At 38.1% G+C, this 24781-nt stretch carries 22 protein-coding genes and 1 pseudogene; all 23 read left to right on the top strand.

The window, feature by feature from the left end; genetic code table 11:
• The first annotated feature begins 2 nt into the window (after positions 1-2).
• Positions 3-1265: a hypothetical protein gene (locus tag U5921_RS15325; protein ID WP_324824328.1), complete on the top strand. Its 1263-nt coding sequence runs from the start codon at positions 3-5 to the stop codon at positions 1263-1265.
• Between the two features lie 14 nt (positions 1266-1279).
• The gene (locus tag U5921_RS15320) at positions 1280-3766 is read left to right on the top strand and encodes a bacterial Ig-like domain-containing protein (protein WP_324824327.1); all 2487 of its coding nucleotides are present in this window, start codon (positions 1280-1282) and stop codon (positions 3764-3766) included.
• Positions 3767-3811: 45 nt separating this feature from the next.
• Positions 3812-4534 carry a Flp pilus assembly protein CpaB gene (cpaB, locus tag U5921_RS15315; RefSeq protein WP_324824326.1) on the top strand — a complete coding sequence of 241 codons (723 nt, stop codon included), beginning with the start codon at positions 3812-3814 and terminating at the stop codon, positions 4532-4534.
• A gap of 8 nt (positions 4535-4542) precedes the next feature.
• Positions 4543-5262 carry an AAA family ATPase gene (locus U5921_RS15310; RefSeq protein WP_324824325.1) on the top strand — a complete coding sequence of 240 codons (720 nt, stop codon included), beginning with the start codon at positions 4543-4545 and terminating at the stop codon, positions 5260-5262.
• Complete coding sequence (locus U5921_RS15305; protein ID WP_324824324.1) at positions 5263-6648, top strand: ATPase, T2SS/T4P/T4SS family; 1386 nt, start codon at positions 5263-5265, stop codon at positions 6646-6648. It abuts the gene before it with no gap.
• A gap of 1 nt (position 6649) precedes the next feature.
• Positions 6650-7567: a hypothetical protein gene (locus U5921_RS15300; RefSeq protein ID WP_324824323.1), complete on the top strand. Its 918-nt coding sequence runs from the start codon at positions 6650-6652 to the stop codon at positions 7565-7567.
• Positions 7568-7577: 10 nt separating this feature from the next.
• Positions 7578-8474, top strand: a complete 897-nt coding sequence (locus tag U5921_RS15295) for a hypothetical protein (RefSeq protein WP_324824322.1) — start codon at positions 7578-7580, stop codon at positions 8472-8474.
• A gap of 18 nt (positions 8475-8492) precedes the next feature.
• The gene (locus tag U5921_RS15290) at positions 8493-8723 is read left to right on the top strand and encodes a hypothetical protein (RefSeq protein WP_324824321.1); all 231 of its coding nucleotides are present in this window, start codon (positions 8493-8495) and stop codon (positions 8721-8723) included.
• A gap of 8 nt (positions 8724-8731) precedes the next feature.
• Positions 8732-9199, top strand: a complete 468-nt coding sequence (locus tag U5921_RS15285) for a DUF4320 family protein (protein ID WP_324824320.1) — start codon at positions 8732-8734, stop codon at positions 9197-9199.
• 2 nt (positions 9200-9201) lie between these two features.
• A complete protein-coding gene (locus tag U5921_RS15280; protein ID WP_324824319.1) occupies positions 9202-9672 on the top strand; it encodes a hypothetical protein in 471 nt (156 codons plus the stop codon).
• Positions 9673-9762: 90 nt separating this feature from the next.
• Entirely contained in the window at positions 9763-10260 is a 498-nt protein-coding gene (locus tag U5921_RS15275; protein ID WP_324824318.1) for a hypothetical protein, read from the top strand.
• Positions 10261-10729: 469 nt separating this feature from the next.
• The gene (locus U5921_RS15270; RefSeq protein WP_324824317.1) at positions 10730-11737 is read left to right on the top strand and encodes an S-layer homology domain-containing protein; all 1008 of its coding nucleotides are present in this window, start codon (positions 10730-10732) and stop codon (positions 11735-11737) included.
• A 75-nt stretch (positions 11738-11812) separates the two neighbouring features.
• Positions 11813-13087, top strand: coding sequence for a hypothetical protein (locus U5921_RS15265; RefSeq protein WP_324824316.1), 1275 nt, complete (start codon positions 11813-11815; stop codon positions 13085-13087).
• A 57-nt stretch (positions 13088-13144) separates the two neighbouring features.
• Positions 13145-13381 (top strand): hypothetical protein, encoded by a 237-nt coding sequence (locus tag U5921_RS15260; protein WP_324824315.1) that lies wholly within the window; start codon positions 13145-13147, stop codon positions 13379-13381.
• Positions 13382-13485: 104 nt separating this feature from the next.
• Positions 13486-13701, top strand: coding sequence for a hypothetical protein (locus U5921_RS15255; protein WP_324824314.1), 216 nt, complete (start codon positions 13486-13488; stop codon positions 13699-13701).
• A gap of 52 nt (positions 13702-13753) precedes the next feature.
• Complete coding sequence (locus tag U5921_RS15250) at positions 13754-14323, top strand: hypothetical protein (protein ID WP_324824313.1); 570 nt, start codon at positions 13754-13756, stop codon at positions 14321-14323.
• A gap of 1 nt (position 14324) precedes the next feature.
• Entirely contained in the window at positions 14325-15155 is an 831-nt protein-coding gene (locus U5921_RS15245; protein ID WP_324824312.1) for a zeta toxin family protein, read from the top strand.
• A 2-nt stretch (positions 15156-15157) separates the two neighbouring features.
• Positions 15158-15574, top strand: a complete 417-nt coding sequence (locus U5921_RS15240; RefSeq protein ID WP_324824311.1) for an A24 family peptidase — start codon at positions 15158-15160, stop codon at positions 15572-15574.
• 20 nt (positions 15575-15594) lie between these two features.
• On the top strand, positions 15595-16041 hold the full coding sequence (locus tag U5921_RS15235) for a hypothetical protein (protein ID WP_324824310.1): 447 nt from the start codon (positions 15595-15597) through the stop codon (positions 16039-16041).
• Positions 16042-16060: 19 nt separating this feature from the next.
• The gene (locus tag U5921_RS15230) at positions 16061-16390 is read left to right on the top strand and encodes a hypothetical protein (RefSeq protein ID WP_324824309.1); all 330 of its coding nucleotides are present in this window, start codon (positions 16061-16063) and stop codon (positions 16388-16390) included.
• Positions 16391-16536: 146 nt separating this feature from the next.
• Positions 16537-17301, top strand: a complete 765-nt coding sequence (locus U5921_RS15225; protein WP_324824308.1) for a helix-turn-helix domain-containing protein — start codon at positions 16537-16539, stop codon at positions 17299-17301.
• A gap of 758 nt (positions 17302-18059) precedes the next feature.
• Positions 18060-18449: a TnpV protein gene (locus U5921_RS15220; RefSeq protein ID WP_324824307.1), complete on the top strand. Its 390-nt coding sequence runs from the start codon at positions 18060-18062 to the stop codon at positions 18447-18449.
• A gap of 1202 nt (positions 18450-19651) precedes the next feature.
• A pseudogene (locus U5921_RS15215) lies at positions 19652-24415 on the top strand (helicase-related protein); the annotation flags it as partial.
• Between the last annotated feature and the right edge of the window lie 366 nt (positions 24416-24781).

Raw genomic sequence — 24781 nt, 5'->3', positions numbered from 1 at the left:
GATTGGCAAAGAAATCGGAAGCTACGGCATTAGCAATGCTTGGTAGCTTAGAAAATGTACGGCAATTAATTCCGGTCTTTAATCAATATGGGATTAACTTAATTGATAAGGATTATGTGCTGATTGAAGAAATCATTGAGGGAATTCAGACAGAGCGTGCAGATATCGTCCTTATTTCCGATGCAGCACTTGTAGGTACTGAGGATGGAAAAAGAGAGGTAATAAAAGCTATTCGTGAGGTAGACAAAGAGATATTTATCAGCCTATTCATTAATTATGAAAAGCCGGATGAACAATTTAAAAATTGGGCCTTTGGCTATGGAGTATATAACCTGTATTATGCAATTGATGGAAACTACAATTTCACAGAGATTATGCCGGAAATTAAAAATCGTTCTATGCCTGTGTCTAATAAATCAGTAAAGGTAGTTGAGAAGATTGTTGAAAAAGTAGGTGAAGTGGAAAAGCCAATTGAGAAAATTATAGAAAAGCCGATAGAAAAAATTGTTGAAAAGGAGGTTCCGATTGAGGTAATAAAAGAGGTACCAATTGAAGTGGAAAAGGAGGTTATCAAAGAGGTCCCTGTGGAAGTAGAGAAAATTGTAGAAAAGATTGTTGAGAAAAAAATAATGGTACCAACTGATGCCAAGCTAATGGGAAAGATTACGCTTGGTATTTTTAATTTAGCTCGTGGAGCTGGTGCAACAACAACGGCAATCTCTTTAGCAGAGAACTTGCAAAGCTTAGGCTATGATACGGCGGTCATTTCTATGGATGATAAAATTGATCTGCATTACCTTGATAAGAAAAAAAATGCCGCTTATATAATTCCTGCACCGGGAGAAAAAAGGCTGAAGCTTTTGGAAGCGTATAAGAATGATTATAAGTTTATTCTTTTAGACTTTGGTAATTTGTTTGATATTTTACCGACGGGTCAATTGAAAACAGACCGATTAACTGAAAAGGAATATGAGATTGAAGAGTTTTTCCGCTGCAATTATAAAATTGCAGTTGGATTTTCCGATGAATGGAATGCCGGAAAGTTAAATTATTTCATAAATAATCCGGCATTTGATAATTTGGAAACCTTTATATTCTCAATTCGAGGATTAACGGATCGGATTGCCAAACAATACAATTTGAATTTTTGTAGCTCAACCGATACCGCACTAGAAATATTGCTCATGTGGTTGGGAATCGAGCAAAACCGAGAAAGGCTAAAAGGAAAGGATAGAAAAGCAGCTTTTTCTTTTTTATTTAATTGAGGGGAGGAAATACATTGAAAAACAAAAAATATGGGATAAGAGTCGTCTTATTAGCAGTGCTAGTAGCAGTAGGAGCACAGGCGATGACTGTTTTAGATTTTGATCGTAGTACAGCGTATGGGTATAGCGTTGACAAAGTTTTAAGTAAGGCGGTTACTGACTCAAAAACAAGCTCTAACAATAGTTTTGATCAAAAGATGGAATATACAGATGCGGATGGATATAAAGGATCACTTGACAAAAATGGAGCCAGTTTTGTCAAGAGTGGCAGTTATAACCCAGGGAGTCCAGGGCATGTGCATACTAGCAGTTGCGAGACATATAATTATGTGTGTTGGAAGTGTGGGTATACTACCACCTACGGTCATGGGCACGGGGCTGGTTACTGCGTCAACTGTAAAAAAGACAGTTGTCTTAACCAGGGGAAAGTATTTAAGTGTGGTATGTATGAGGGACAAGGATATATCCCAGCATCAGACACAAGAATATATCAGCAGAACTATGCGGGCACAGTATATAAAACGGTGAAGGAATACCCAGAGTTAACCAGTATCGTTATTGTAAAGCAGCCAAATAAGGCACATTACAAAGAATATGAGGACTTTGAGCCGGAAGGAATGGTTGTACAAGCCATCTATGCAGATGGTCATCAAGAGGAAGTAACAGGCTATACGCTTTCTAAGCAAACAAATTTAGATCCTTCGGTAAACAGTATTCGCGTCACATTTTCTGAAAATGGTGGTACGGCTTATGCCGATGTTCCGATTACAGTAGCAAAATTAACAGGAATTCATGTGAGTAAGCTGCCGGAGACAGTAGAGTACCTTGAAGGGTTAGTAAATATCGACTTAACCGGAGGGGAGCTTGCTTTGGAATTTAATGATGGCAGTACAAAAGAAATTCCATTAACAGAAGCCAGTGTGATCACTCATGGTTCTGAGGTAGGGGAGATAGAGATAAAGGTTGGATATAAGGAATTTACAACGACATATAAGGCTAAAGTAAAAGCAAAATCACCTATTAAGCTTGAAATCATGACACCACCATCAAAATTACAATATATTGAAGACCTACCATTTGACTTTGACGGCATTTCGGTCAAGGTTACTTACGATAATGGAACTTTCGATATAGCAAAAGAGTTATCTTCTACTGATGGTGCTGCGTTGCAATTAGGACAAACCTTAGTAACAATAGCATATTATGAAAATGATGTAACCGTAACCTGCCAGCAGCCGATTACAGTAATCAAAAAATCACCGGTTAAGCTTATCGTTGAAAAAGTTCCGGATAAAGTGAAATATGAATGGAGTGAGCCGTTAGATCTAAGTGGGAGTGCCATTCGAATGTATTATGATAATGGAAAAGATGAATTGCTAACATTGGATCAAGTGACAGCAACCGGCTATGAGGCGAAACAGACAGGAAAACAGACGATTACTGTAAGCAGCAAAGGTTGCAGCGATACATTTGAAATAGAAGTTGGGAAAGCTCCAGTTACTGAAATCACCTTGCTTACCTCACCAGGAGCTATTGTTGTACAAAACGCTTCGCTGGATCTGAACGATGCAACAATTGAAGTAATAAGAGCCGACGACAGCAAAGAGACGGTTAAGGTAACAAAGGATATGATTTTACCGTTTGATTCCTCCGTTTTAGGAAAGCAGACCATTAAAATTATCTATGAAGGAAAACAATGCGAATTTGAAATTACTGTGGTAAGAAAGCCGAGCAGTAGTAAACCCAATGCGGAGAAACCAATCGGAGAGGTCATAGTGAAAGGGGAGGATCGTTTAGGAAAATCAGATGTTGTTTTATCAGAAGGAGAGAATGGTAACATTAGGGTTAAAGTAAACCAATCTCATGATGCCATGTATATGGTAATTCCGATGCTTGACAACAAAGTAGCTCGAAATGTCATTAATAATACCATCCCATCTTTTCAGGCAATTATGGAGGGTAAGCTGTATGTCAAGATAACAGGAGATGCAGAGTTTGAGTTTATCGACAATAGCAAGGACTTTGTTGATACAAATACACATTGGGCAAAGCAGGAAATTGACAAAGCAGCATCCCGAGAAATCTTTGCGGGAATAGGCGATAAACGATTTGCACCGGATGACACCATGACTATCGCAATGATGGCCGCTATTTTGCATCGATTGGATGGATATAAAGCGGATCAGCTACCAACGAATAAGGGACAATGGTATGATCCAGATTTAGCTTGGGTAAAAGAGTATATTGCCAGAGAAGAAGACCTTGTGAGACCGGAAGCAGCTGTTACCAAGGAACAGCTGGCCAGGATGCTATATCAATTTGCAGAGCATTCCGGCGTGGAAGTGGAAAAAGAGACTGATCCGGTAACCTGGATGCAGAACAATGGCATCCTAATAGAAAGAATTGGAGGGAGCTTGCAATTGTCTGATACAGCAACCAGAGCAGAGGTCGCTACCATTATCAATAAGAGCATCGAAGCAATGTTAATTCGTGTGAAATAGGAAAGGATAAACCTTTCCTTTTTTATTAAAAAAATAGGAGGAACTATGCTATTTAAGAAAAAAGAAAAACTGCAAGAGAAAGTAAAGCTTCGGAGAAATCCCGGGAAATATCTAAAAAATAAAAAGCTATTAAGCTTGCTATGCATTGTACTGGCAGCAATACTTTCCTTTGTCGTGTTACCAAAGCTTTATGAGCAGCAAGCAGATACGGCAATGGTTGTTGCAGTTGCAGAGAACATTAAAAAAGGGGAGATCATTAAAGCAAATAAAGTGATTGAAAAAAAAGTTGGAGCGTATGGATTGCCTTCAGGTATTATAAAAAGCATACAAAAGGTAGAAGGAAAAGTTGCAAAGGTGGATTTACTTGCCGGTGATTATATTACCGATGCAAAAATTGGTGATTTTGTATCGGATCCTATCATCGAAAATATTGTAAAACAGGGAAAACAGCTTACCACCATTACATTACAATCCAATGCTGCGGGGCTTGCCTCTCATTTACAAAAAGGTGACATTGTTAATGTTGGAACAGTCCGAGAAACAGATGCGGGCTTTCAGGTTATCTTTGAGACATCTTTAAAGAATCTTGAAATCTACGATATTGAAAATGCAGATGCAGTTAGTGTGGATGATGTCAAAGCATCCAAAGCTGATGCCGTCGATGCAATACCCCAAACCATAACATTCATAGTCACAGAAACGCAAGCAGCAAGGTTATTGGATGCAGAGTATAATGGCAAAATTCATATTACATTAATAAAGAGATAGGAGGCAGTATGAGCAAAATTATTGCAGTTTATGGAAGACCCGGATCAGGAAAAAGTACACTGGCAGCTAATTTAAGCTGTGCTCTGGCGACTAAAAACCAAGTGGTAATTCTAGCTTCTGCTAATCTGGATTACGGTGGGATTCAGACGTTTTTCGGAGAAAGTATTTCGGAAGAGCAGGGAATCTTTGCCGCATTGGCCGACACGGCAGAACAACCACAACGGATGCTTACTCCATGTAAAAATAGAGAGAATATTTTTCTTCTGGGAATTCCGAATAAGATGACTGAGCCATGTATGGAAGAGCTCTATGAAAACAGAACAAAGCGGTTGTTTCAGCAGCTTCAAGTATGTTCGGACTATATTGTGATTGACTGTACTGGATATTTGCGGGAACCAATGACTAGCTTGGGATTGTTTTTGGCAGATCAGATACTTTGCACCTATACCCTGTCTTCCGAAAGTGGGTTATGGCATCAAGCCATGCAGAGCTTTTTTGAACGGTTTCATATCAAAGAACTGGTAAAGCCGGTGATTGGGCAGTGGAACATAGGATGCAGTATGCATGAATTCCTTCAGCTGTATGGGCTTACCGATACCGTACAGCTTCCTGCCGTAGAGGATGCTGTGGTATTCCAAAACAGCGGGAAGCTCATTTATGAGATGAAGTCCAAGGAGGCAAAACAATATCGAGCTGTGATGGAGCAGCTGGCAGAGGAGGTACAGTAGATGGCAGATCGGCTTATTACACTGGAAAATCTGATGTATCAGAAAAACATGGAGTACCTGAATCAGCAAAAGGGGATACAGGCAAAAAATTATCCGGAAATCAAAGAACGGATGCAGCATATTATCAGCACAAATCATGCAGAAGAGTTAGCAAGAGATTGGACGGACAAAGAAAAACGGCCACGACTGGTACAATTGATTATCCACTATTTAAACGTGGAACGTTTGGTAGATAATGAGTTGTCCGTAGAAGAATTGGCACAGCGTATTTATGAGGATATGGCCGGCTTTAGCTTCGTTGAAAAATATCTGAAAGATGCTGAAGTGGAAGAAATAAATATCAATGGTTCGAACAGTACAAGAGTAATCTATAAAGATAAAACGGTACTCGTGAGAGAGCGATTTGAAACAGCAGAGCAATGCACTAATATTGTTCAAAAAATGGCACGTTCGGGAGCTGTCATTTTGGATGGTGCGCAGCCCTTGGGTGATTCTTACATATCCAAAGGCGTACGTATGTCAGGCGCAATTTCTCCGTGTGTAGACTCAGAAGTAGGAGGAGTGGCTTCGATTCGAAAACAGAAGAAATCCGGTATTACAAGAGAGACTCTTATTGAGTCAGGGACAGTTTTGCAGGAAGAATTAGACTTTATTACTACCTGTTTAGGCAGCGGGGTTTCTATGGCATTTGTAGGATCCACCGGGTCTGGGAAAACATCCAATATGAATTATGTGTTGGGAACGATTGTTAAGGAGACTCGTGTTTATACCATTGAGGATACAAAGGAACTGGATTTGCCGATTGTGGATCAAGAAGGCTTTGTTATCAATGACGTGGTACAGACATATACCAAGCCGGGAACGATCACAATGAACGACTTGCTAAAAATGGCTTTGCGGTTTCATCCGGATATTATTGTTCCTGCAGAAATGCGTGGAGAAGAGGCTATGACAGCGCAGGAGGCCGGACGTACAGGGCATACCATTGTTTCAAGTCTACATGCCAATAGTGCAGCAGATGCTTACGACAGAATCTTAACTATGTGTATGGAATCGGGAACTCGATTATCGGAAACACGCATGTTAAAAAACATTGTAAAAGCATTTCCTCTGATGGTCTTTTGCAAGCAATTAAAGGATAAATCCAGGCGATGGATGGAGATTTTTGAGGCGACTGGTGTGCAGGATGGAGAAGTGGTTGGACATAGCATCTATCGTTTTGTTATTGACCATTCCGAAAAGGACGAAGTTGGAAACGTGTTAAAGGTACACGGAGCGCATCGCAGAGTAGGATGCATTTCTGAGAATCTGGAAGAAACTTTGCGTATGAACAGTGTAGACGAAGAATTCATTAAGCGATATTCTGACACGAGAAAGGAGAAGTAAGATGCTGGGGATCATTTTTTTTCTTCTGGTAGCTGCTATATTACTGATGCAGACTTGGCACATTTCCATCCCGAAAGTAGTTCACCTTTCTTTCAGAGACAATGCAGCGAAACGGAAACGAATTTATATCATTGCAGAAAATGCCCTCAATCCACTGGAGAAGACCATGGTAAAAGTGGACAGCCTCTTAAAGAAAATTCATAAAAGCTGGAATTACTTTTATAAGGTTGTAGCTGTTTTTTTCTTAGCCGGATGTATGTGTGGAATCGGCATTTTCAGGGATGTGACGCTCTCCCTTTTCGCTGGAGCAGCCTTTATGCCTCTGGCATATCTGTTCTTGCTGTTTCGAACCATGTCAGCTAGGCGAAGAGAGCTGGAAGAATTGGAAAGTGTTATGTCTATCATTACCAATGCCTATCTGACAAGTGATGACATCATTGGAGCATTTCAGGTATATGTGGAAGAGAAGAATCGCTATGTAGATGAACGGTTTCGAGAAATTAATCCCTTTGATGAGTTTTTAACGGATGTACTTCTGATCAATCCTAATGTGGAGCGAGCATTGATTCTGCTGGATGGAAAAATTGACAATCGGCACTTTCATGAATGGATTAATAAGCTATTGCTCTGCATGAAAGATAGAAGAATGAAATTTAACCTACAATCCACTCTGCGGGCAATGAATGATCAGAAAAATATACAACAGGAAAGTGATACTGCTATGATGACGGCATGGAGAAATTATCTCATGACTGTAGCTGCTATGTTCTCTGTAATACCAATTTTGAAATTCGTTAATGTGCAATGGTTTCTCACTTTGACCCAGACCGTAATTGGGAAGGGATTTGTGATTGCAATGATTCTGACTTCGCTTCTGACAGCAGCTTATGTTATGAAAATCAATCGGCCAATTGAATAAGGAGGTTGTTATGTTACTGACACTGTTACAAATTACTATTGTATTGCTGGTGATTAAGGCTCTTGACCTAATTGGGCAGCATTACAACAAGGAGCCGCCAAGAGCTGCTACTAGAGCGTTTCGAGGGACTATAAAGCCGAAACGCAATATAAAAGAAACGTTACAAGAGGAATTGGTGATGCCAATTGCAAGGAAGATTACTCCATGGATCACACTGGAGGAACGACAGGCAGCAGAATGGAAGCTGCGGCTTGCTAGAGCTGATATAGATTGTAGTCCCCAGGAATATGTAGCTAGGGGCATTACAATAACAGGAATGACGTTTCTATTCACAGTAGTGGGACTGTACTTAGGTGGCTTGGTCATGTTTATGCCTATAGGAATCTGCATTGTTGCGATTTTAGGGTATCATCAGTTCACATTGTGTTCTGATATTTTAAAACAGAAAAAGGAGAAAATTTCAAAGGGATTACCCGGATTTGTAAGGGCAATCCTTTTTAAATTGAAGGAAGCACGGAGTTCTCCAGATCTAATTGGTATATTTGAAACTTATTTAGAGGTCGCAGATTCGGCTTTTCGATATGATGTTTCGCTCCTCATTATGGAAATGAAGTCAAAGAGCATTGAAACGGCATTGAGAAACTTTGCTAATCGGATTGGATTGACGGAAGTTAATTATCTGTGCAATACGTTAATTGGCGTGACTCGTGGAGAAAATCAGGAGCTGGCGTTAGATCGTTTAGCTAATGATATGGATCTGCGGGCAAGAGAGAATCTGAAACGGGAGTTGGATAAGCGTCCGGGAAAAGTTACGGTGGCTACGCTGCCGCTTGTTGGTGTGGCTATGACCGCCATGCTGTATGTGATTATTGCCAGCATTAGCTCTGGCTTAGGAAAAATGATTTAATTTTAGGAGGAAATGAAAATGAAAGTAAAAGCTGTGATGAAGAATGTGGAAGAAAAGTACAACAAAGCGTGCATTGGTTTCTTTTGTAAGCTACAGAAGGATGAATCCGGCATGGCTGGGTGGGAAATCCTGCTGGCAGCATTAGTAGGAATTGTGATTGTGGGATTGCTGTTAAAAGCAGTTAGCCCTACAATATCCAACCTTTGGGATTCCATGGTAGACAAGTTCAAGTCCTTGCTGACTGTTTAGGTGGCAAAATGAGAAGGAGAAAGTTACAGGCTTTTCAGCGATGGAAAGCCTTCTTTTCCGGTAGAGAAGGTGAACTGCTATGGGAACCAATCGTGATCATGCTGATTATTGTCATTATGATTTTGAACTGCATGAATTTGCTTCAAATGATGGTGAAATACCAGCATGTGCACTATATTGCAAAGGAACTTGCGCAGACCATTGAACTGAATGGACAGGTTACAAGTGATGTAAAGGAGCAGCTTCGAGATTTGAATGATAAATTACAAACGAATGCAAAAATGACCGTGGAAAATATAAGGTATCTTGATTCTTCTAAGAAAATACAGTTTCGAGATTCCTTTACGGTAGTGGTGGAGGACAGTTATGATATGACTATTTTGACACCGGCATTTTCAAAACGGCCGGTTGTATTAAAAATCCCTATAAAAAGTACCATTGAGGGAATGTCTGAAGTGTATTGGAAGGATTATTAGCAATGAGGAATTTATGCAAGGATAAGCGGGGAGACTTACTCATCACCACACTAGCTATTTTCGTTTTGCTGCTTGGTATGGGAACCTTTGTAGCTGAGTATTTAAAAGTACATGGTATGCATGACCATGTAGAGACAGAATTAAACCGAGCGGTAAACCTATCCATTAAAGAAGCCATGTATGATAGTTATCGGCAGGACTATCTAAATAAGCTCGATCCTGATGTGGCAAAAGATAAGTTTTATCGCTATTTGCACGAAGATCTCGATTTAGATTCCAATTTCGAGAAGCATCAACCAGGTCAAAAAAAATATGCTTATAAAGTAGAAATTAAAGATTTGGAGATTGATGGAGAGAACGCAAAAATGAAGGTAAAAGCGGTTGCAAATGTACCATGTGTATTTGTAGGACTACCAGATTGGCAGCTTCCCATTAATGTAGGGAGTAGAAACATGAGGGTAGATGGAAGGTAAGCGTAATCCTGTTGACGAAAAATTTCCATTATAATACAATGAAGGGAAGTGAAAAATTTGTATGAATTTTTAATATCGGAGGAATGGTGGATGGAAACGATTGTCGCCGCGGGTATTACCGCAGTTGTTACACTAATAGTAGCTTGGATCGGGTATAACAGCAAAGTGAATAAATTAATACAAGGGCATAAAGATCTATCTTCGGAGAATGGAAATCTCTCAAATGAACATGAAACTTTATCAAAAGAGCATCGCTTTTTAACCAAAGAGCATAATGGATTGGAGGATGCTCATAAGAGGCTGGAACATGGGCAGGAAAGAATATTTGACTGCACATCAAAAATTTGGACAGATATGCAAGTGACAAAAGAAAAGCAGGCTAATCGGTATAATTGTTTGACAGTGCAGCAAAAAAATATAGTAGACAGTGTTGAGAACATTAAAGCAATGGCAGATGAATTAAAGCGGATTGCTGCGGAAAACAAAGAGCTTCACCAGCGTGTTTCTGAATTGGAGCAGGAAAAGGCTTTATTGCAAAAAGAAAACAAAAATATCAAAAGAACTAGAGATAGAGGACTAGAAAGATAGAAGTATGTAAGCTTATGGTAAGTAAATCTTGTAAGAAAAAAGGAAATTATGGTATAATGTGCTAAGGATTACCGTTTGGCGGTTGGTCACTCCCATGAAGGGGGGTGGTGCTATGGTTACATATGAAGGGTTATTTGCCTATTCGGGTGTGATTATAGGGGTTATCACCATTTGCTTGATGATATACTTCAAAAAATAGCAACGACCGCTTAAACCTGAGAATTTAAGCGGTCTACTCTGACATTTCGGACTAGCCGCCAGTCTCAAAAGCGGTAATCCTTTATCTATTCTTATGATAGCATATCTTTCAATATGCGTCAAGAAAAGGTACGGCACGGGCAGAAAAACAAAATTCTCAATTAAATAAAAAATTTTAAAAATTTAAGAAAAACCATTGAAATTTCAACGGTTATAAGGTATAATTATAATATGAAAAAGAATAAATTTCATTAATTTGGAGGTGGAAATTATGAAGAAAAAGAGCATTATGTTGGCACTGACTTTAGTCGTGGCCATTGCATCGTCTACCATATCCTTTGCAGCAGCGCAACCTAATTTTAAAGATACAAAAGTAACTGATTGGTACTACTCTTACATGAGTAAACTTGTGGATAAGGGAGCTATCAGCGGGTATCCGGATAAGACCTTCCGGCCAAACAAAACGATGACGAATGCGGAGTTTATTACCACCATCGTCGCAGCGACAGTAGGCAAACAAGATAAAACTGGCCAGCATTGGGCAAGTGGCTATTTCGAGGCAGCAAAGAAAAATGAGATGCTGATTGGGGATGAGATGCAGCAGTCAGATTGGAATAAACCGATTACACGCCAGAAGATGGCAGTTGTCATTGCAAGAACCACTGAAAAGGTTCTAAAAGAAGAACCGATTGCCAATGTAGATAAATTTAAAAATGAAATAAAGGATTATGCAGGACTTTGTGACTACTGCAAACCATATATTTTGCAAGCTTACGGGAAGGGTATCATATCTGGTTATCCGGATGGAACCTTTGGGGGAAGCAAAACTGCAACAAGAGCTGAGGTTTGCTCGATGCTTACAAGGATGCTGGAGCCGGCAGATCGAACCACCGAAAAAGTGGTGGATAAAGACAAGACGGGAACAATCAAGGATATTATTACAAATTCACAGGATATTTTTGGGGGAAAACATCTGACCACATATGTAATCTCTGATCCGAAGCTTTGGAATATGGAACTTGGAGAAGATAGATTTTCAAAGTATATTATTTTGAAAAATCCAGGATTGGAATTTTTCGTAATTAATGGGAAAGTAGTTGATTCCTTTAGTTTGACTGAAATGAGAGATGGGCGCTTTGCTATAGAATATGAATTACTATTGCACAAAGAAAATATGCAGGGACGTGCGCCGATAGACATTACAAAAGTAGACTACATCGGCAGCTATGATACAGTTAACCCAGTGCTGACTCTAATACCAAATCCATTCAAAAAATAATAGATTAATATTTAAAAAAGATAAATCGTCTGTAAAAAAGCAGGCGATTTTCTTTTGCAAAGAAAGGAGAACAATATGAGAAAAAGAATCTTTTGTATGCTTCTTAGTTTGCTCATGCTAGGGATGTCAGTTATACCGGTATTTGCAGCAGAAGAAATAAAAACGGAAAAGAAAGTAAAGTTTGTCACCAGTGTAATCTTCATCTGGAGGAATAAGACACAAGAATGGGATCCAGCAGCCCCGCAAGATTTATACACCATTAACACGTCAGCGACTTTAGAAAAAGGCGCAAAGAATGTGAAAATTTATCCTTACGATATGGACAAACATGATCCGGGAACAGCTACGGATGGGGCAAGAGAAAAGATGATGTATGATAAAGAATATATGCCATATGCCCCTTCTGAACTAAGTCTTAAATTAAAAACAAATCCAGATGCACAAGGAAAGATCACATATTCGTATCAATTTAGGCTTCAGTCAAAGCGGCTTTATGATGTAGCAACAAAGCTTAGATTAGGAGAAGAGCAGAAAATAAGAGCTCTATTAGGTTACGTTTCTCCGGAAATTGAAAAATTCCTTGATTATGCTCGAAATAATACCTTATCGGATGATATGCAGGGGCAGCTTTATTTTATGCCATATGTCATAGAGTGGGATGAACCTGTGGTTGAGGAAGTACCGGAAGTTCCACCATTTGTAGAGCCGGAGCAGCCAACACCTCCTGCCGATACCAAAGGCTGTAGTGATGTGATTAAATGGTCAGAAGTAAAGGCACATACTTATTATTGTGGAGGTTGCTTAATAGGTGGAGGCTGTCCAGGACACATCTGCAGGCATGTTTATACGTATCAGACTACTTTAACAGCCAATGTAACAGTTACACCGAATAAATTGAAATCTGGATATGGTTTTGGTGTGACAGTAAATAACAGCATATCTACGAAACAAATCAGTGATAAAGGGGTATGTGGAAAAAGCTTAAAAAAAGCGAATAGTAAAATTCCGGTGCCACCAGCAGCAGTAGAAATAAGAAACGGATGGACAGTAAAGAATCGGCTTGGTACACAATTAAGAACCGTTCAGCTTGAAAAATCTTCATCCACGGCTGTATCCTCAAAATTTACTTGTCGTAAGAATCGTATCAGTGAAATCAAAGAGCGTAAGATTTACACCGATGTAGCACTAAAAGGTACAGGGAAGAAGCCTGTAACACATCCCATTTCGATTGTAATCAGCGGTGGGGGTGTTAATGGAGTACCTTTCTGCAAAACCATTCCGAAAACGATTACCATCAACGGAAATATGTATGAGGATGATTTTACAGTAGATCGGAGAACACGGAATTAGTGAATAAGGGAACTCAATTTAGGATTCCTTTATTCGTGGAATAAAGGAGGTCAAGGAGTGAATTGGATTAAGAAAAAGGCAAGGACTGTAGAACAGTTTAAAATATTACATTTTTTAAATGAGAACTTTATGCCAAATTCCATTTCAATTGAATTGTTGGGGAGAAATGAAGTAAAGATTACGGACAGAAGCAGAGAAACTGAAAAATTGTTCTATGATGCAAATTCAAAGTCAGTGATGCCTGAGGAAAACCAATTACAGCAATTATTCAGACTGTTGACTTTCATGACGTAATTTTTATTAACTTAGATACTCGGCAAACTATGTTAATTGATTTAGAGGATATTACCCAAAATAGAAAAATGTGAATAGTAGCTGAGGGAAAAGGAGAGGGTATAATGGAATATGAAATTATTCCAGAAGATGGGCAATATGCACTTTACAGAAAGTTAGAAGAAAACGAAGAAGTTTATTATTTAAAAGAACTGGAACGCTTGAAAAAACGAGAAAACAATATTTGGCTACATCTAAAATCAGGAGAAGAGGCCCAACTACAAAAGGAACTACAGAAATTAGAAAGTGGTTGTTGCCATTCAAAAAATTGGGTAAAATAATAAGATATAGGGAGTATATTAAAGTATGATGAAAAGCATAGGGGGATTAAAAATGAATGTAAAAAAAATACTAAATAACATGCTTGCTGCTCGACTGATCGAAAAGGCAGAACTGATAGAGCAAGGAGAATTATCAACGGTAAATGTAAAAAATCGGATCGAACAAATTAATGAAGGGATTGCAGTACTCTGCAAAGAGCGAGATGCTTTTCTTTCTGGCGATAATACCGTAGAAGGCCATTGCAAATTATACAGAGAAGAGCTAACGCTACGTAAAAAGCTTGGCCATTATACAATGGAGACGGATCAAGATACCTATCTGAATTATACTGAAAAACACGAATTGCCGGATATTTGTGCAGATGAATATGAAAAAATAGCTTGGGGGGATTCTGCTACAGAATTATTAGCTGAGCTTAATTGTCAACTTAGATGTGCCATTGAAAAAGAGACAGACCCTTGTAGAGTTGATGAAATGAATGCAGCGAGAGAAGAACTGAATTTAGAAAAGGAACGAGACATTCATGGAGACAAGGATGCAATGGAACGGATTTTATTTGTGTATGCAGAATTATCACGGTTGAGAAGACTGAAATATAAGGATATGAAGAAAGTGAGTTGAAATGAACTTTACATTAGATAAAAGTACTCATGATCGGCTGTTTCAACAAATAAAAAAAGATGTATTTAAAAATAAATTTCCGGAAAAAAATCCGGAAATTTTTATTGTAGGGGGACAGCCTGGTTCTGGTAAAAGTACACTGATTAAAAAATTATCTTCGCAGCATAATGCTGCGGTTATTATTAATGGGGATGATTACCGTAAGTATCATCCCCAAAGTGATTATATCGGTAGCGTACATAATAAAAGATATACAGAATTTACCGATGCAGATGTCCGAGTGTGGACAAAAAAGATATTTACTTATGCAATTAATAATCAGTATAGCATTATTTTTGAAGGTACGTTTCGAACAATGGAAATTTGCGATACGATAAAACAGTTAAAGTGTAGTGGGTACCAGGTGAATGTGCAAGTTATGGCTGTTGATCGTTATCAAAGTAGGTTGGCTACGATGTATCGATATGAAAGGCAGCTTATACAAGGTTATATTGCAAGATATACATCGGCTCAAAGTCACGAAGATGCATATAAAAATATGCCTATTACACTCAAAAAAATACTTGAGGATGGTAATGCCAACTCGATTGAATTGTATGGCAGAAATGGGAAGATACCGATTTCAGACGGTATAATTAAATGTTTAAATATGGAACGAAATAGATCATGGACACCAAATGAACATGGTCTATTTTTATGTCATGCAAAAGAAGTCGCAAAGATGATAAAGGAAAGAAACAGCAGCGCAAAAGAGATTTGTGAAATACGACAGTTAATTAAAATTGCAGAGAAAGAAAAGCTGTTGGATTGCTTAGGAATAGAAAGGGAATAAAGATGATTTGTTATTTGATGCCTATTCCTATTTTAGCGTATGCGGCTTATTGGGATTATCGCTGCCGTATCATCCCCAATAAAGCGGCAGCGTTGCTGATTGCGGTTACTTTTTTAAAAATCATCTTATTTAACAAGGATGATTTTTTTATTTCTGCCAGTGAAAGAATCTTAGGGGTGTTGGTGCCGGCTATGATTCTTTTTTTATTATATAAAATCAATCAAAGAGGTTTGGGAGGGGGTGATTATAAGCTAATTTTATCCCTGGGACTGTTTATCGGCATATCAGCCTTAAGCACAGTCTTAATGCTTGCGTGTATTTTAGCCATCTTGTATTGCTTCATCAAAAAAATAAATGCTGTACCGTTTGCAGTCCCTATCTTTATAAGTTATTGCTTCTATTGTTGTTCTCTTGTGTAAAGAGAGAAGAGGAGAGAAAAATGTTAAATGTAATTGCAGGTGTTCTTGGAAGAGAACCGGAAATTAGAACTGTAGAGTTAGCAAATGGAAAAACCAACGTTGCAAGCACGACAATTTACATTCATACGGCGAAGAACCGACCAAGTATTCCCGTTAATATCCATGCCTGGGGAGATAATGCCAAGGAGCTTATGAAATATGGAAAGGGCGAATCGATCCATTTCATTGGACAGCCAACGGCGAATCAGTATAAGAATGCATCTATGGAGAAACCAATTCAGACAATGGGCTTCAGCATTCAGAAAATCGATCATAAGAAAGTATTTATGAAAAATGTGGATGACTTATTTAAAAGGTATATTAGAATGGGTAACCTAATTGAACGATATGTTGCTGACGAAAAACAAAAAGAAGCAGGTAAAAATGAGAAGCCACAGCTTGAAGTAGCACAACCGACATTGGGTTAATAAGAAGGGGGAAAGAAGTATGTTATTGGCAATGGAAGGAATGTTTGAAGAGGCACCTATATTAAAAAAGTGGAGCATTTGCGGTAAAGATAAAGCTTTGCTACTAGGTATTATGCAAATCGAGGGGGAAAATCCGAACGAACCTGTGAGAATTAAAGTAGTAGCAAGTGATGAAGTGGCAAAGCAGATTGAGAGCTTACCGATTGAAGTTGGAAAAAAAGTGCAGTTTATCGCAGAGGTAAACGATGCACAAAGTGATGAATTTTCATTACGCATTTGTGGTATCGATCCAACCAATACAGTAGTAGAAAAACAAGATAAGCTCCTGAAGAATTTCATGGAAAGATAAAAATAAAAAAGAGGATGTAGGGAGAACGACCCCTGCATCCTTTTGAAGTACGCCTTATTACCATTTACAGCTATACTACTTCATTTACTTGTAGTATAGCCGTAATCAATTACTTTTGCAAGCTTTTTCAATAGGAGGATAAGAGAATGACGGCAATTACTGCAAGTAATCATATATTTCAATTTAATTTTGATCTGACAATCAAAGCAAGGACGGTATACGTTTATCTTGCTCATCGGTCTAACAAAATGAATACATGCTTTCCAGGACTAAAGAGAATCGCACAGGAGTGTGGGATCTCTGTATCCAGTGTGCAGCGTGCCATTCGGGAGCTTTTAGAGTTTGGCCTTTTGAAAAAACAAGCTCGCCACAGAGACGATCGAAGCCAAACTTCAAACCTATATATTTTGGCAGATAATCACTCGGAGATTGCGAATTTTAAACAAGAAAACCGTACAACAAAAGCAAGAAAAGAAGAAATAAGAAAGGAGAGAATGAAGGAGGAGCAGCTAGTTTTGGAACCAAATGAGGTTGATTCTATGACCAAAACAATGCAAGAGACAGAGCTGGATTCTATAAAACCGGAAGAAGAGAAAGCAAATAAGATGAATGAAAAAGAGGATGACGCACCATTAAAACGATTGAAGGAATCAAAACAGAAGAGAAGTAAAGTACATAAGATTTTGAATGCCATTTTCAAAACCTTTCAATTTCGAAATTTGACTAGGGGGGGTGGTCAATTTGACATGCCTAAGAACTTAGAAAGACTAACACCTTTACTATCAGAAAAAGAAAAAATATTATTAACTATTAAAACTATATTAAGCAATAGGAGGAGCAATGCCGAAGTTTACAACGATATCAAGTTTAGCACAGGATACAATAAAGAAAATCACCTCAAACGAAGATAACTGGAAACAATATTTGCAATGTGCAGGAAGATTATACAAGTATCGGTTTCTTGACCAGTTATTAATTTACGCTCAAAGACCGGATGCAACCGCATGTGCATCCATTGATTTTTGGAATACCAGGATGAACTGTTGGGTTAATCGTGGAGCAAAAGGGATTGCGTTAATGGATGAGAGCAGTGAAGCACAGAGAATAAAATATGTCTTTGACGTAGCTGATGTACATAAGGCAAAAAAGATTGGAAAATTACCAAAGCTATGGGAGCTTCAAGAGAATCATAAAGACTTTGTGTTGAATTGGTTAGAAGAGACCTATGGAGAAAGTGATTCTAGCTTAACTTTTGAGGAACGGGTTAAAGAGCTTGTCCATCATATCACACAAGACTCTTATAAAGAATTATCCAAGGAGATACAATCTCACAAAGAAAACAGTCTTTTAGAAGAACTGGATGAATTGAATATACAGGTGCGTACACGTAATTTGTTAGACTCCAGCATATCGTATTTGATTTTATATCGATGCGATGTTGATCCGGAGAATATGGAAATTGATTTTGATTTTTCAAGCATCTCAGAATTTAATACCGTGGAAACCTTGTCTCAATTAGGAAATGCAATATCAGACCTGGCGAAACCAATTTTAATCGAGATCGGAAAAGAGATTGATGCTTATGAAAAAGGTTTTACTGAAAAAGACCTTGCAAAGGAAAGTAATGTAGAATATAATGCTTTAAAGCGTAAAAGTGAAGAAGTACCTTATGGAACAAATGAAGCAACAGAAAGGGGAATTTATAATGACACAATTAACATATCAGAAGAACGGAGATTATTTCATACCAGAGATTACATTGGACGAACAGCCGGAGGGGACATTGACGAAATACGGATTGATGAGAAAGGAATATCTGAAGGAGTACAAGGGAGGAACTTACAGCGGTCTTCTTCTTTCCAACAAGCTGAAGGAACATCTACTACAGATTCAGCAGCAGGCAGAAGAGAGATTGGAAGTCCTCATGGAGCAGATGAAAAAGAGCGAGGGGATAACGGAGGAACTGAAGGCAGAGAATCAAATGCTTTGGGTTCAAAAAATGAACAATATTCAGCATTCAGCGGAGGAAATCGTTCTGACGGAACTAATATACAGCTAAGTTTATTTCCAAGTGTTGAAGAACAATTGGGGAATATAGCAGTGGATCATGCAGATGACAAGTTTGCAATACCCGCTGCTTTTTTTATTTCCGACAGTATGGTAGATCAAGTGCTTTTAAGTGGTGGTGGAAGAGAAAAGAGTCGTTTAAGAATCTTTGCTAAATACCAAAAAGGGAAAAGCGAGCAAGAAAATATTACATTTTTAAAAAATGAATATGAGATCGGTGGCAAAGGCTTTATTTTGGATGGACAATCGATCAGCGTATGGTATGACGAAAAGGGTATGCGATTTTCACATGGCCATGCTGCAAGATTTGAAGCCATGAGAATGCTTTCTTGGGAGGAAATAGAAAAACGAGTTCACAATTTAATTTTATCCGGTTCTTATATGACTAAAGGAGAGATGGCTCAAGTTGAAGGTTATGAGAAAAAATCATTAGCTTCAAAAATATATTCTTTCTTTCGAGATGAACGAAATGAGATGCCGGAGGAATTAGGGATTAATCATATTTATCCGAAATCAGAAGAAAAGATTATTCGTTTGCTGTCTCATGAAAAAGGAATTGATAGCATTTTAGTTTGCATGGATCGAGCCATTAATGAATTAGAAAGTGGAAAAGTAAAAGCGAGATTTCGACTCATATATAAACCAAGAGATATTCGTAGTGATGTGGAGGATCTTAAATTGATTCCGAAAAAGTTTCCAAGTGCCGAAACTACTAAAATCCCAATTGAAACCTTCATTACGCAAGATGAAATCGATTACAGGTTATGCGGAGGAAGTAATTTCAGTGAAAGCACTTATCGGATTTATGATTACTTTAGTCATGAATTAAAAGACAATAACGAAGCTGCAACTTTCTTAAAAAAGGAATATGGAACGGGCGGGAGTGCTCCTGCGTTACCGGGATCAGACGATAGCTATGAAGACCATGATTATAAAGGCTTAAAATTAAAAAAAGGAAGTATCTTTGAACCTAATGCAGAAATTTTATTAACATGGAAAAAAGTTGCGGAACGAGTTCATAAGCTTATAAAGACTGATCGTTATCTGTCAGCTGAAGAAATGACCGATTATTTAAAATGGAAGGAGGAAAAAGAATTACCTTCCACGAATCAGGCTGTAGATGTAATTGTTGACGAAACAAATTTAAGTGCAGATAGTGAAGAAGAAAAAGAGCCATTGGAATCAGCTTTAGATAACTTTCAGATTAAAGATGAGCAACTTGGATATGGGGGAGCCAAAGAGAAATTTCAACGAAATATAGTAGCAATCGAAACCTTAAAGCAAATTGAAAGTGAAAACCGTAAGGCGACATCGGAAGAGCAAAATCTATTATCTCAGTATGTTGGATGGGGAGGTTTGTCCCAAGCTTTCGATGAGAGCAATGCTGCATGGTCAAAAGAATATCTTAAGCTAAAGGAATTATTATCTGAAGGTGAGTTTTCTTCAGCAAGAGAATCTACACTCAATTCACATTATACAAGTCCGGTTATTATTGATGCAATGCATGCTGCATTGGAGCAAATGGGATTTGAAAACGGAAAAATCTTAGAACCGTCAATGGGAATCGGTAATTTCTTTGGAATGTTACCAAGCAGAATGCAGGAGAGCAGTTTATATGGAGTAGAGCTTGACAATCTAACAGGTAGAATTGCAAAACAGCTCTATCCAAATGCAAAAATAGAAATATCAGGGTTTGAAGATGTGCAATATCCGGATAATTATTTTGATCTAGTAATCGGTAATGTTCCCTTTGGTCAATATAAGGTGTCGGATAAAACATACGATAAATATAATTTTCTTATCCATGATTATTTTTTCGCAAAATCTTTGGATAAAGTACGAGATGGTGGAGTCGTTGCATTTATTACATCAAGTGGTACGATGGACAAGCAAAATCCTAGTGTACGTCGTTATTTATCACAGAAAGCAGAGCTTTTAGGAGCCATTCGTCTACCGGATACGGCCTTTAAAGCAAATGCCGGAACTGAGGTAATGGCAGATATTTTGTTTTTTAAGAAAGAAGAACGAAAGGATGAGTTAGAACCACCTTGGGTACAGCTTTCTCAGACAGATGACGGTTTTACTATGAACCAATATTTTGTGCAGCATCCGGAGATGATTTTAGGAAAGATGACAATGGAAAGTGGACCCTTTGGAGAAGTCCTCACTTGTAAAGCAATTACAGAAATTGATTTGAAAGAACAGCTTACAAATGCAGTCAAGCAACTACAATTACCAAAGATTTACGCACCTTTACGGGAAGAAAAAAGAAATGAAGAAACGTTTGAAAAAGAAATTTTACCTGCAGATGCAAGTGTTCGTAATTTTAGTTATACCTTAGTGGATGATACGCTTTATTTTCGTGAGAATGCACAAATGCTGCCGATTGAAGTATCGATTGATGCTGAACAACGGATTCGTACAATGATTTCTTTGCGTGACATTACACGAAAGCTGATTGAGGTACAACTAAATGATGGCAAGGACGAAGAAATTCATAGCTTGCAACGACAATTAAATCAAACCTATGATACTTTCATACAGGAATATGGGTTAATTAACCATCGTGCAAATAAAAAGGCTTTTATACAGGACTCTTCTTATTGCCTATTATGTTCGCTTGAAATATTGGATGAATCCGGTGATTTGGAACGTAAAGCTGATATGTTTACTAAACGTACCATTAAGCGAGAAGCTGCAATAAAAAGTGTATCAACCGCTACGGAAGCATTGGCAATCTCCATCGGAGAACGAGCCTGTGTAGATTTAGGATATATGAGTCAATTAATGGGTGGCTCAGAAAAAATTGAAGAAATAAAGAAACAACTGGAAGGCATTATTTTTAAGAATCCTGAGTCCGGTGAGGATCCTCTCAGTGGTTGGGAAGCTGCGGATGAGTATTTATCCGGTAATGTACGAGAAAAGCTAGCGATTGCCCGTGAGGCAGTGAACAAGGATCCTAGTTTTTCAATTAATGTATCTTCACTAGAGCAAGTACAGCCAAAGGATTTATCTGCATCCGAAATTGACGTACGTTTGGGCGCAACATGGGTGGATACTGAGTATTATAATCAGTTTATGTATGAACTCTTGCAAACACCGAGATATTTACGTAACAAGACGATTGCAGTAAGGTATGCACCAATTACCGGAGAGTTTAATGTAAGCGGAAAAATGTCTGATAGTGGAAACAATACCTTAGCAAATGTAACTTATGGAACCAAACGGCGAAATGCGTACTCCATTATTGAGGATTCTTTAAATTTACGTGATGTACGAATCTTTGATGCGATTCTTGATGCAGATGGAAAAGAGAAGCGTGTGTTAAACAGTAAAGAAACCATTTTAGCACAGCAGAAACAAGATAGCATTCGTGAGGCATTTAAATCCTGGGTATGGGATGATCCGGAAAGACGTGAGGTGCTTTCCAAAAAGTATAATGAATTGTTTAATAGTATCCGTCCTCGTGAATACGATGGACAGCACATACAGTTTGTCGGAATGAATCCGGAGATCACTCTTTTGCCACATCAACGAAATGCAGTTGCACATATCTTGTATGGTCAAAATGTATTGCTGGCACATTGTGTCGGAGCAGGCAAAACCTTTGAAATGATAGCTGCTTCAATGGAAGCAAAACGGCTAGGATTGTGTCAAAAATCACTTTATGTTGTACCAAACCATTTGACAGAGCAATGGGGTGCAGATACGCTTCGTCTTTATCCGGGAGCGAATATCATCGTAGCGAGAAAAGAAGATTTTCAACCGGAAAATCGTAAGAAATTCTGTGCAAGGATTGCCACCGGAGAATACGACGCTGTAATTATTGGGCATTCCCAGTTTGAGAAGATTCCATTGTCTGCTGAACGTCAGAAAGCATTGATACAACAAGAAATCGATGAAATTGTACAAGCTATAAAGGAAACGAAAGATGCAGACGGAGAACGCTATACAATTAAGCAGATGGAGAAAAGTAAAAAAAATCTCATGGTAAAGTTGAAGAAGTTAAACGATGAAAGTAAAAAGGATGATGTTGTAACCTTTGAGGAATTGGGTGTAGATCGGTTATTTATTGATGAAGCTCATGCATTTAAGAATTTATTTTTACATACGAAGATGAGAAATATAGCAGGAATCGGACAAAGTCAGGCACAGAAATCCAGTGATATGTTTGCAAAGTGTTGCTATATGGACGAATTAACAGGAGGAAAAGGAGTAACCTTTGCAACCGGAACTCCGGTATCCAATAGTATGGTAGAGCTTTATACGATGATGCGATATTTGCAATATGATACTTTACAAAAACAAGGCTTGGGACATTTTGACAGTTGGGCAGCAAATTTTGGAGAAACGGTTACGGCAATTGAGCTGGCACCGGAGGGAACGGGATTCCGTGCAAAAACAAGGTTTGCTAAATTCTTTAATCTTCCGGAGCTTATGGCGATGTGGAAAGAAGCCGCAGATATACAAACTGCTGATATGCTGAAGCTTCCTGTACCAAAGGCAGAATATGTAACGGCTGTTACTCAGCCAAGTATATATCAAAAGCAGATGGTTATGGAACTTTCTAAACGTGCAGATGCCGTACGAAAGGGATTGGTGGAGCCTTATGTAGATAATATGCTAAAGATCACCAGTGACGGAAGAAAGCTTGCTTTAGATCAAAGATTGAAGGACAATACACTTTCGGATGATCCGGATAGCAAGGTAAATCTTTGTGTAAAGAATGTATTTAAAACCTGGTTAGATACGGAAGAGAAAAAAGGAACACAGCTTATCTTTTGTGATCTGTCTACGCCAAAGAAAGATGGGAGCTTTAATGTTTATGATGACATACGCACTAAGCTAATTAATAAAGGTGTTCCGGAAGAAGAAATTGCATTTATACATGATGCAAACACTGAAATAAAAAAGGCAGAGCTATTTGCAAAGGTGAGAAAAGGAAAGGTGCGTGTTCTTCTCGGCTCTACGTCTAAAATGGGTGCCGGCACAAACATCCAGGATCGATTGGCAGCATTGCATCATATCGATTGTCCGTGGCGGCCAGCTGACATTGAGCAGCGTGAGGGGAGAATTTTGAGAAAAGGAAATCAAAATGAATGCGTAAAGATATTTAAGTATGTGACAGAAGCAACCTTTGATGCTTACAATTGGGGCTTGATTGAAAATAAGCAGAAATTTATCGGGCAGATTATGACATCAAAATCACCGGCACGAAGCTGTGAGGATATCGATGAAACTGCATTGTCTTATGCGGAGGTAAAAGCATTAGCGACCGGAGATCCTCTAATCAAGGAAAAAATGGATCTAGATATTACCGTTTCAAAATTAATGTTATTAAAATCCAATTATCTCAGCCAAAGATATCGACTTGAGGATGATATCGTAAAGAATTATCCAATACAGATCCAAAGAGTAAAACTAAAAATTGAAACATTGGAGAAGGATATTAAAACGCTTCATTCCTTTGGAGATCAATTTGAGATGACGATTGGAAATAATATAACGGATGACAAATCTGCTGCAGGGCAATATATTTTAGATTGTTGTAATGAGTTAAAAAATCGTGAACTACAATCTATAGGCCAGTACAAAGGACTCGAAATGCTAGTAAGTATGGAAGGTTCTTTTTTTGTGCAATTAAAAGGTTCCAATCAGTATAAAATTGAATTAGGACATGATGCTTTTGGAGTTATTACTCGGATCAACAATAAGCTCGATGCATTGCCTATGATCCTTGAAGAAAGCAAACAGCAGCTAGAAAATCTACAAACGCAAATGACTAATGCTAAGAAGGAGCTTGCAAAACCGTTTTTTTATGAAAACGAACTGATAGAAAAAGAAAAAAGGATGAATGAATTAAATACAGCGCTAAACCTGGATAAGGAGGAAGAAGAGGTCAAAAAAGAAGATTGCAAATTTATTGGTAAAAAGGAGAGCTTTGAAATGAAGTTATAGAAGAGAATTGTATAGAGAAATTTGCAATTGCAGATACGATGATAATTGTAATTGTAATGATAAAATTATATGGGCAGTGTGATGCTGCCTTTTTTTTGTTTTTTGTAATCAAATTATAAGTATTAAAAAAACACTATAAATATATAATTATGACAAAATTCCGCTTTTTATATGGAAAAAGGGAAAGGGGTAGGATATAATAATTTTGTTATTGGAAAATGTTGGGGATATATAATATGAAATATTTTCAGTAAGAAAATTATAGATATTATAGCAATAATGGGTAGCTCGAGCGATAACATAGTTTGTCAACGCTACCATGACACTTATATATGAAAACATCTATATAATTTGACAGGTAGTAAA

It is taken from the genome of Sinanaerobacter sp. ZZT-01 (assembly GCF_035621135.1).
GTDB lineage: Bacteria > Bacillota > Clostridia > Peptostreptococcales > Anaerovoracaceae > IOR16.
This window is presented reverse-complemented; position numbering and strand designations above follow the sequence as displayed.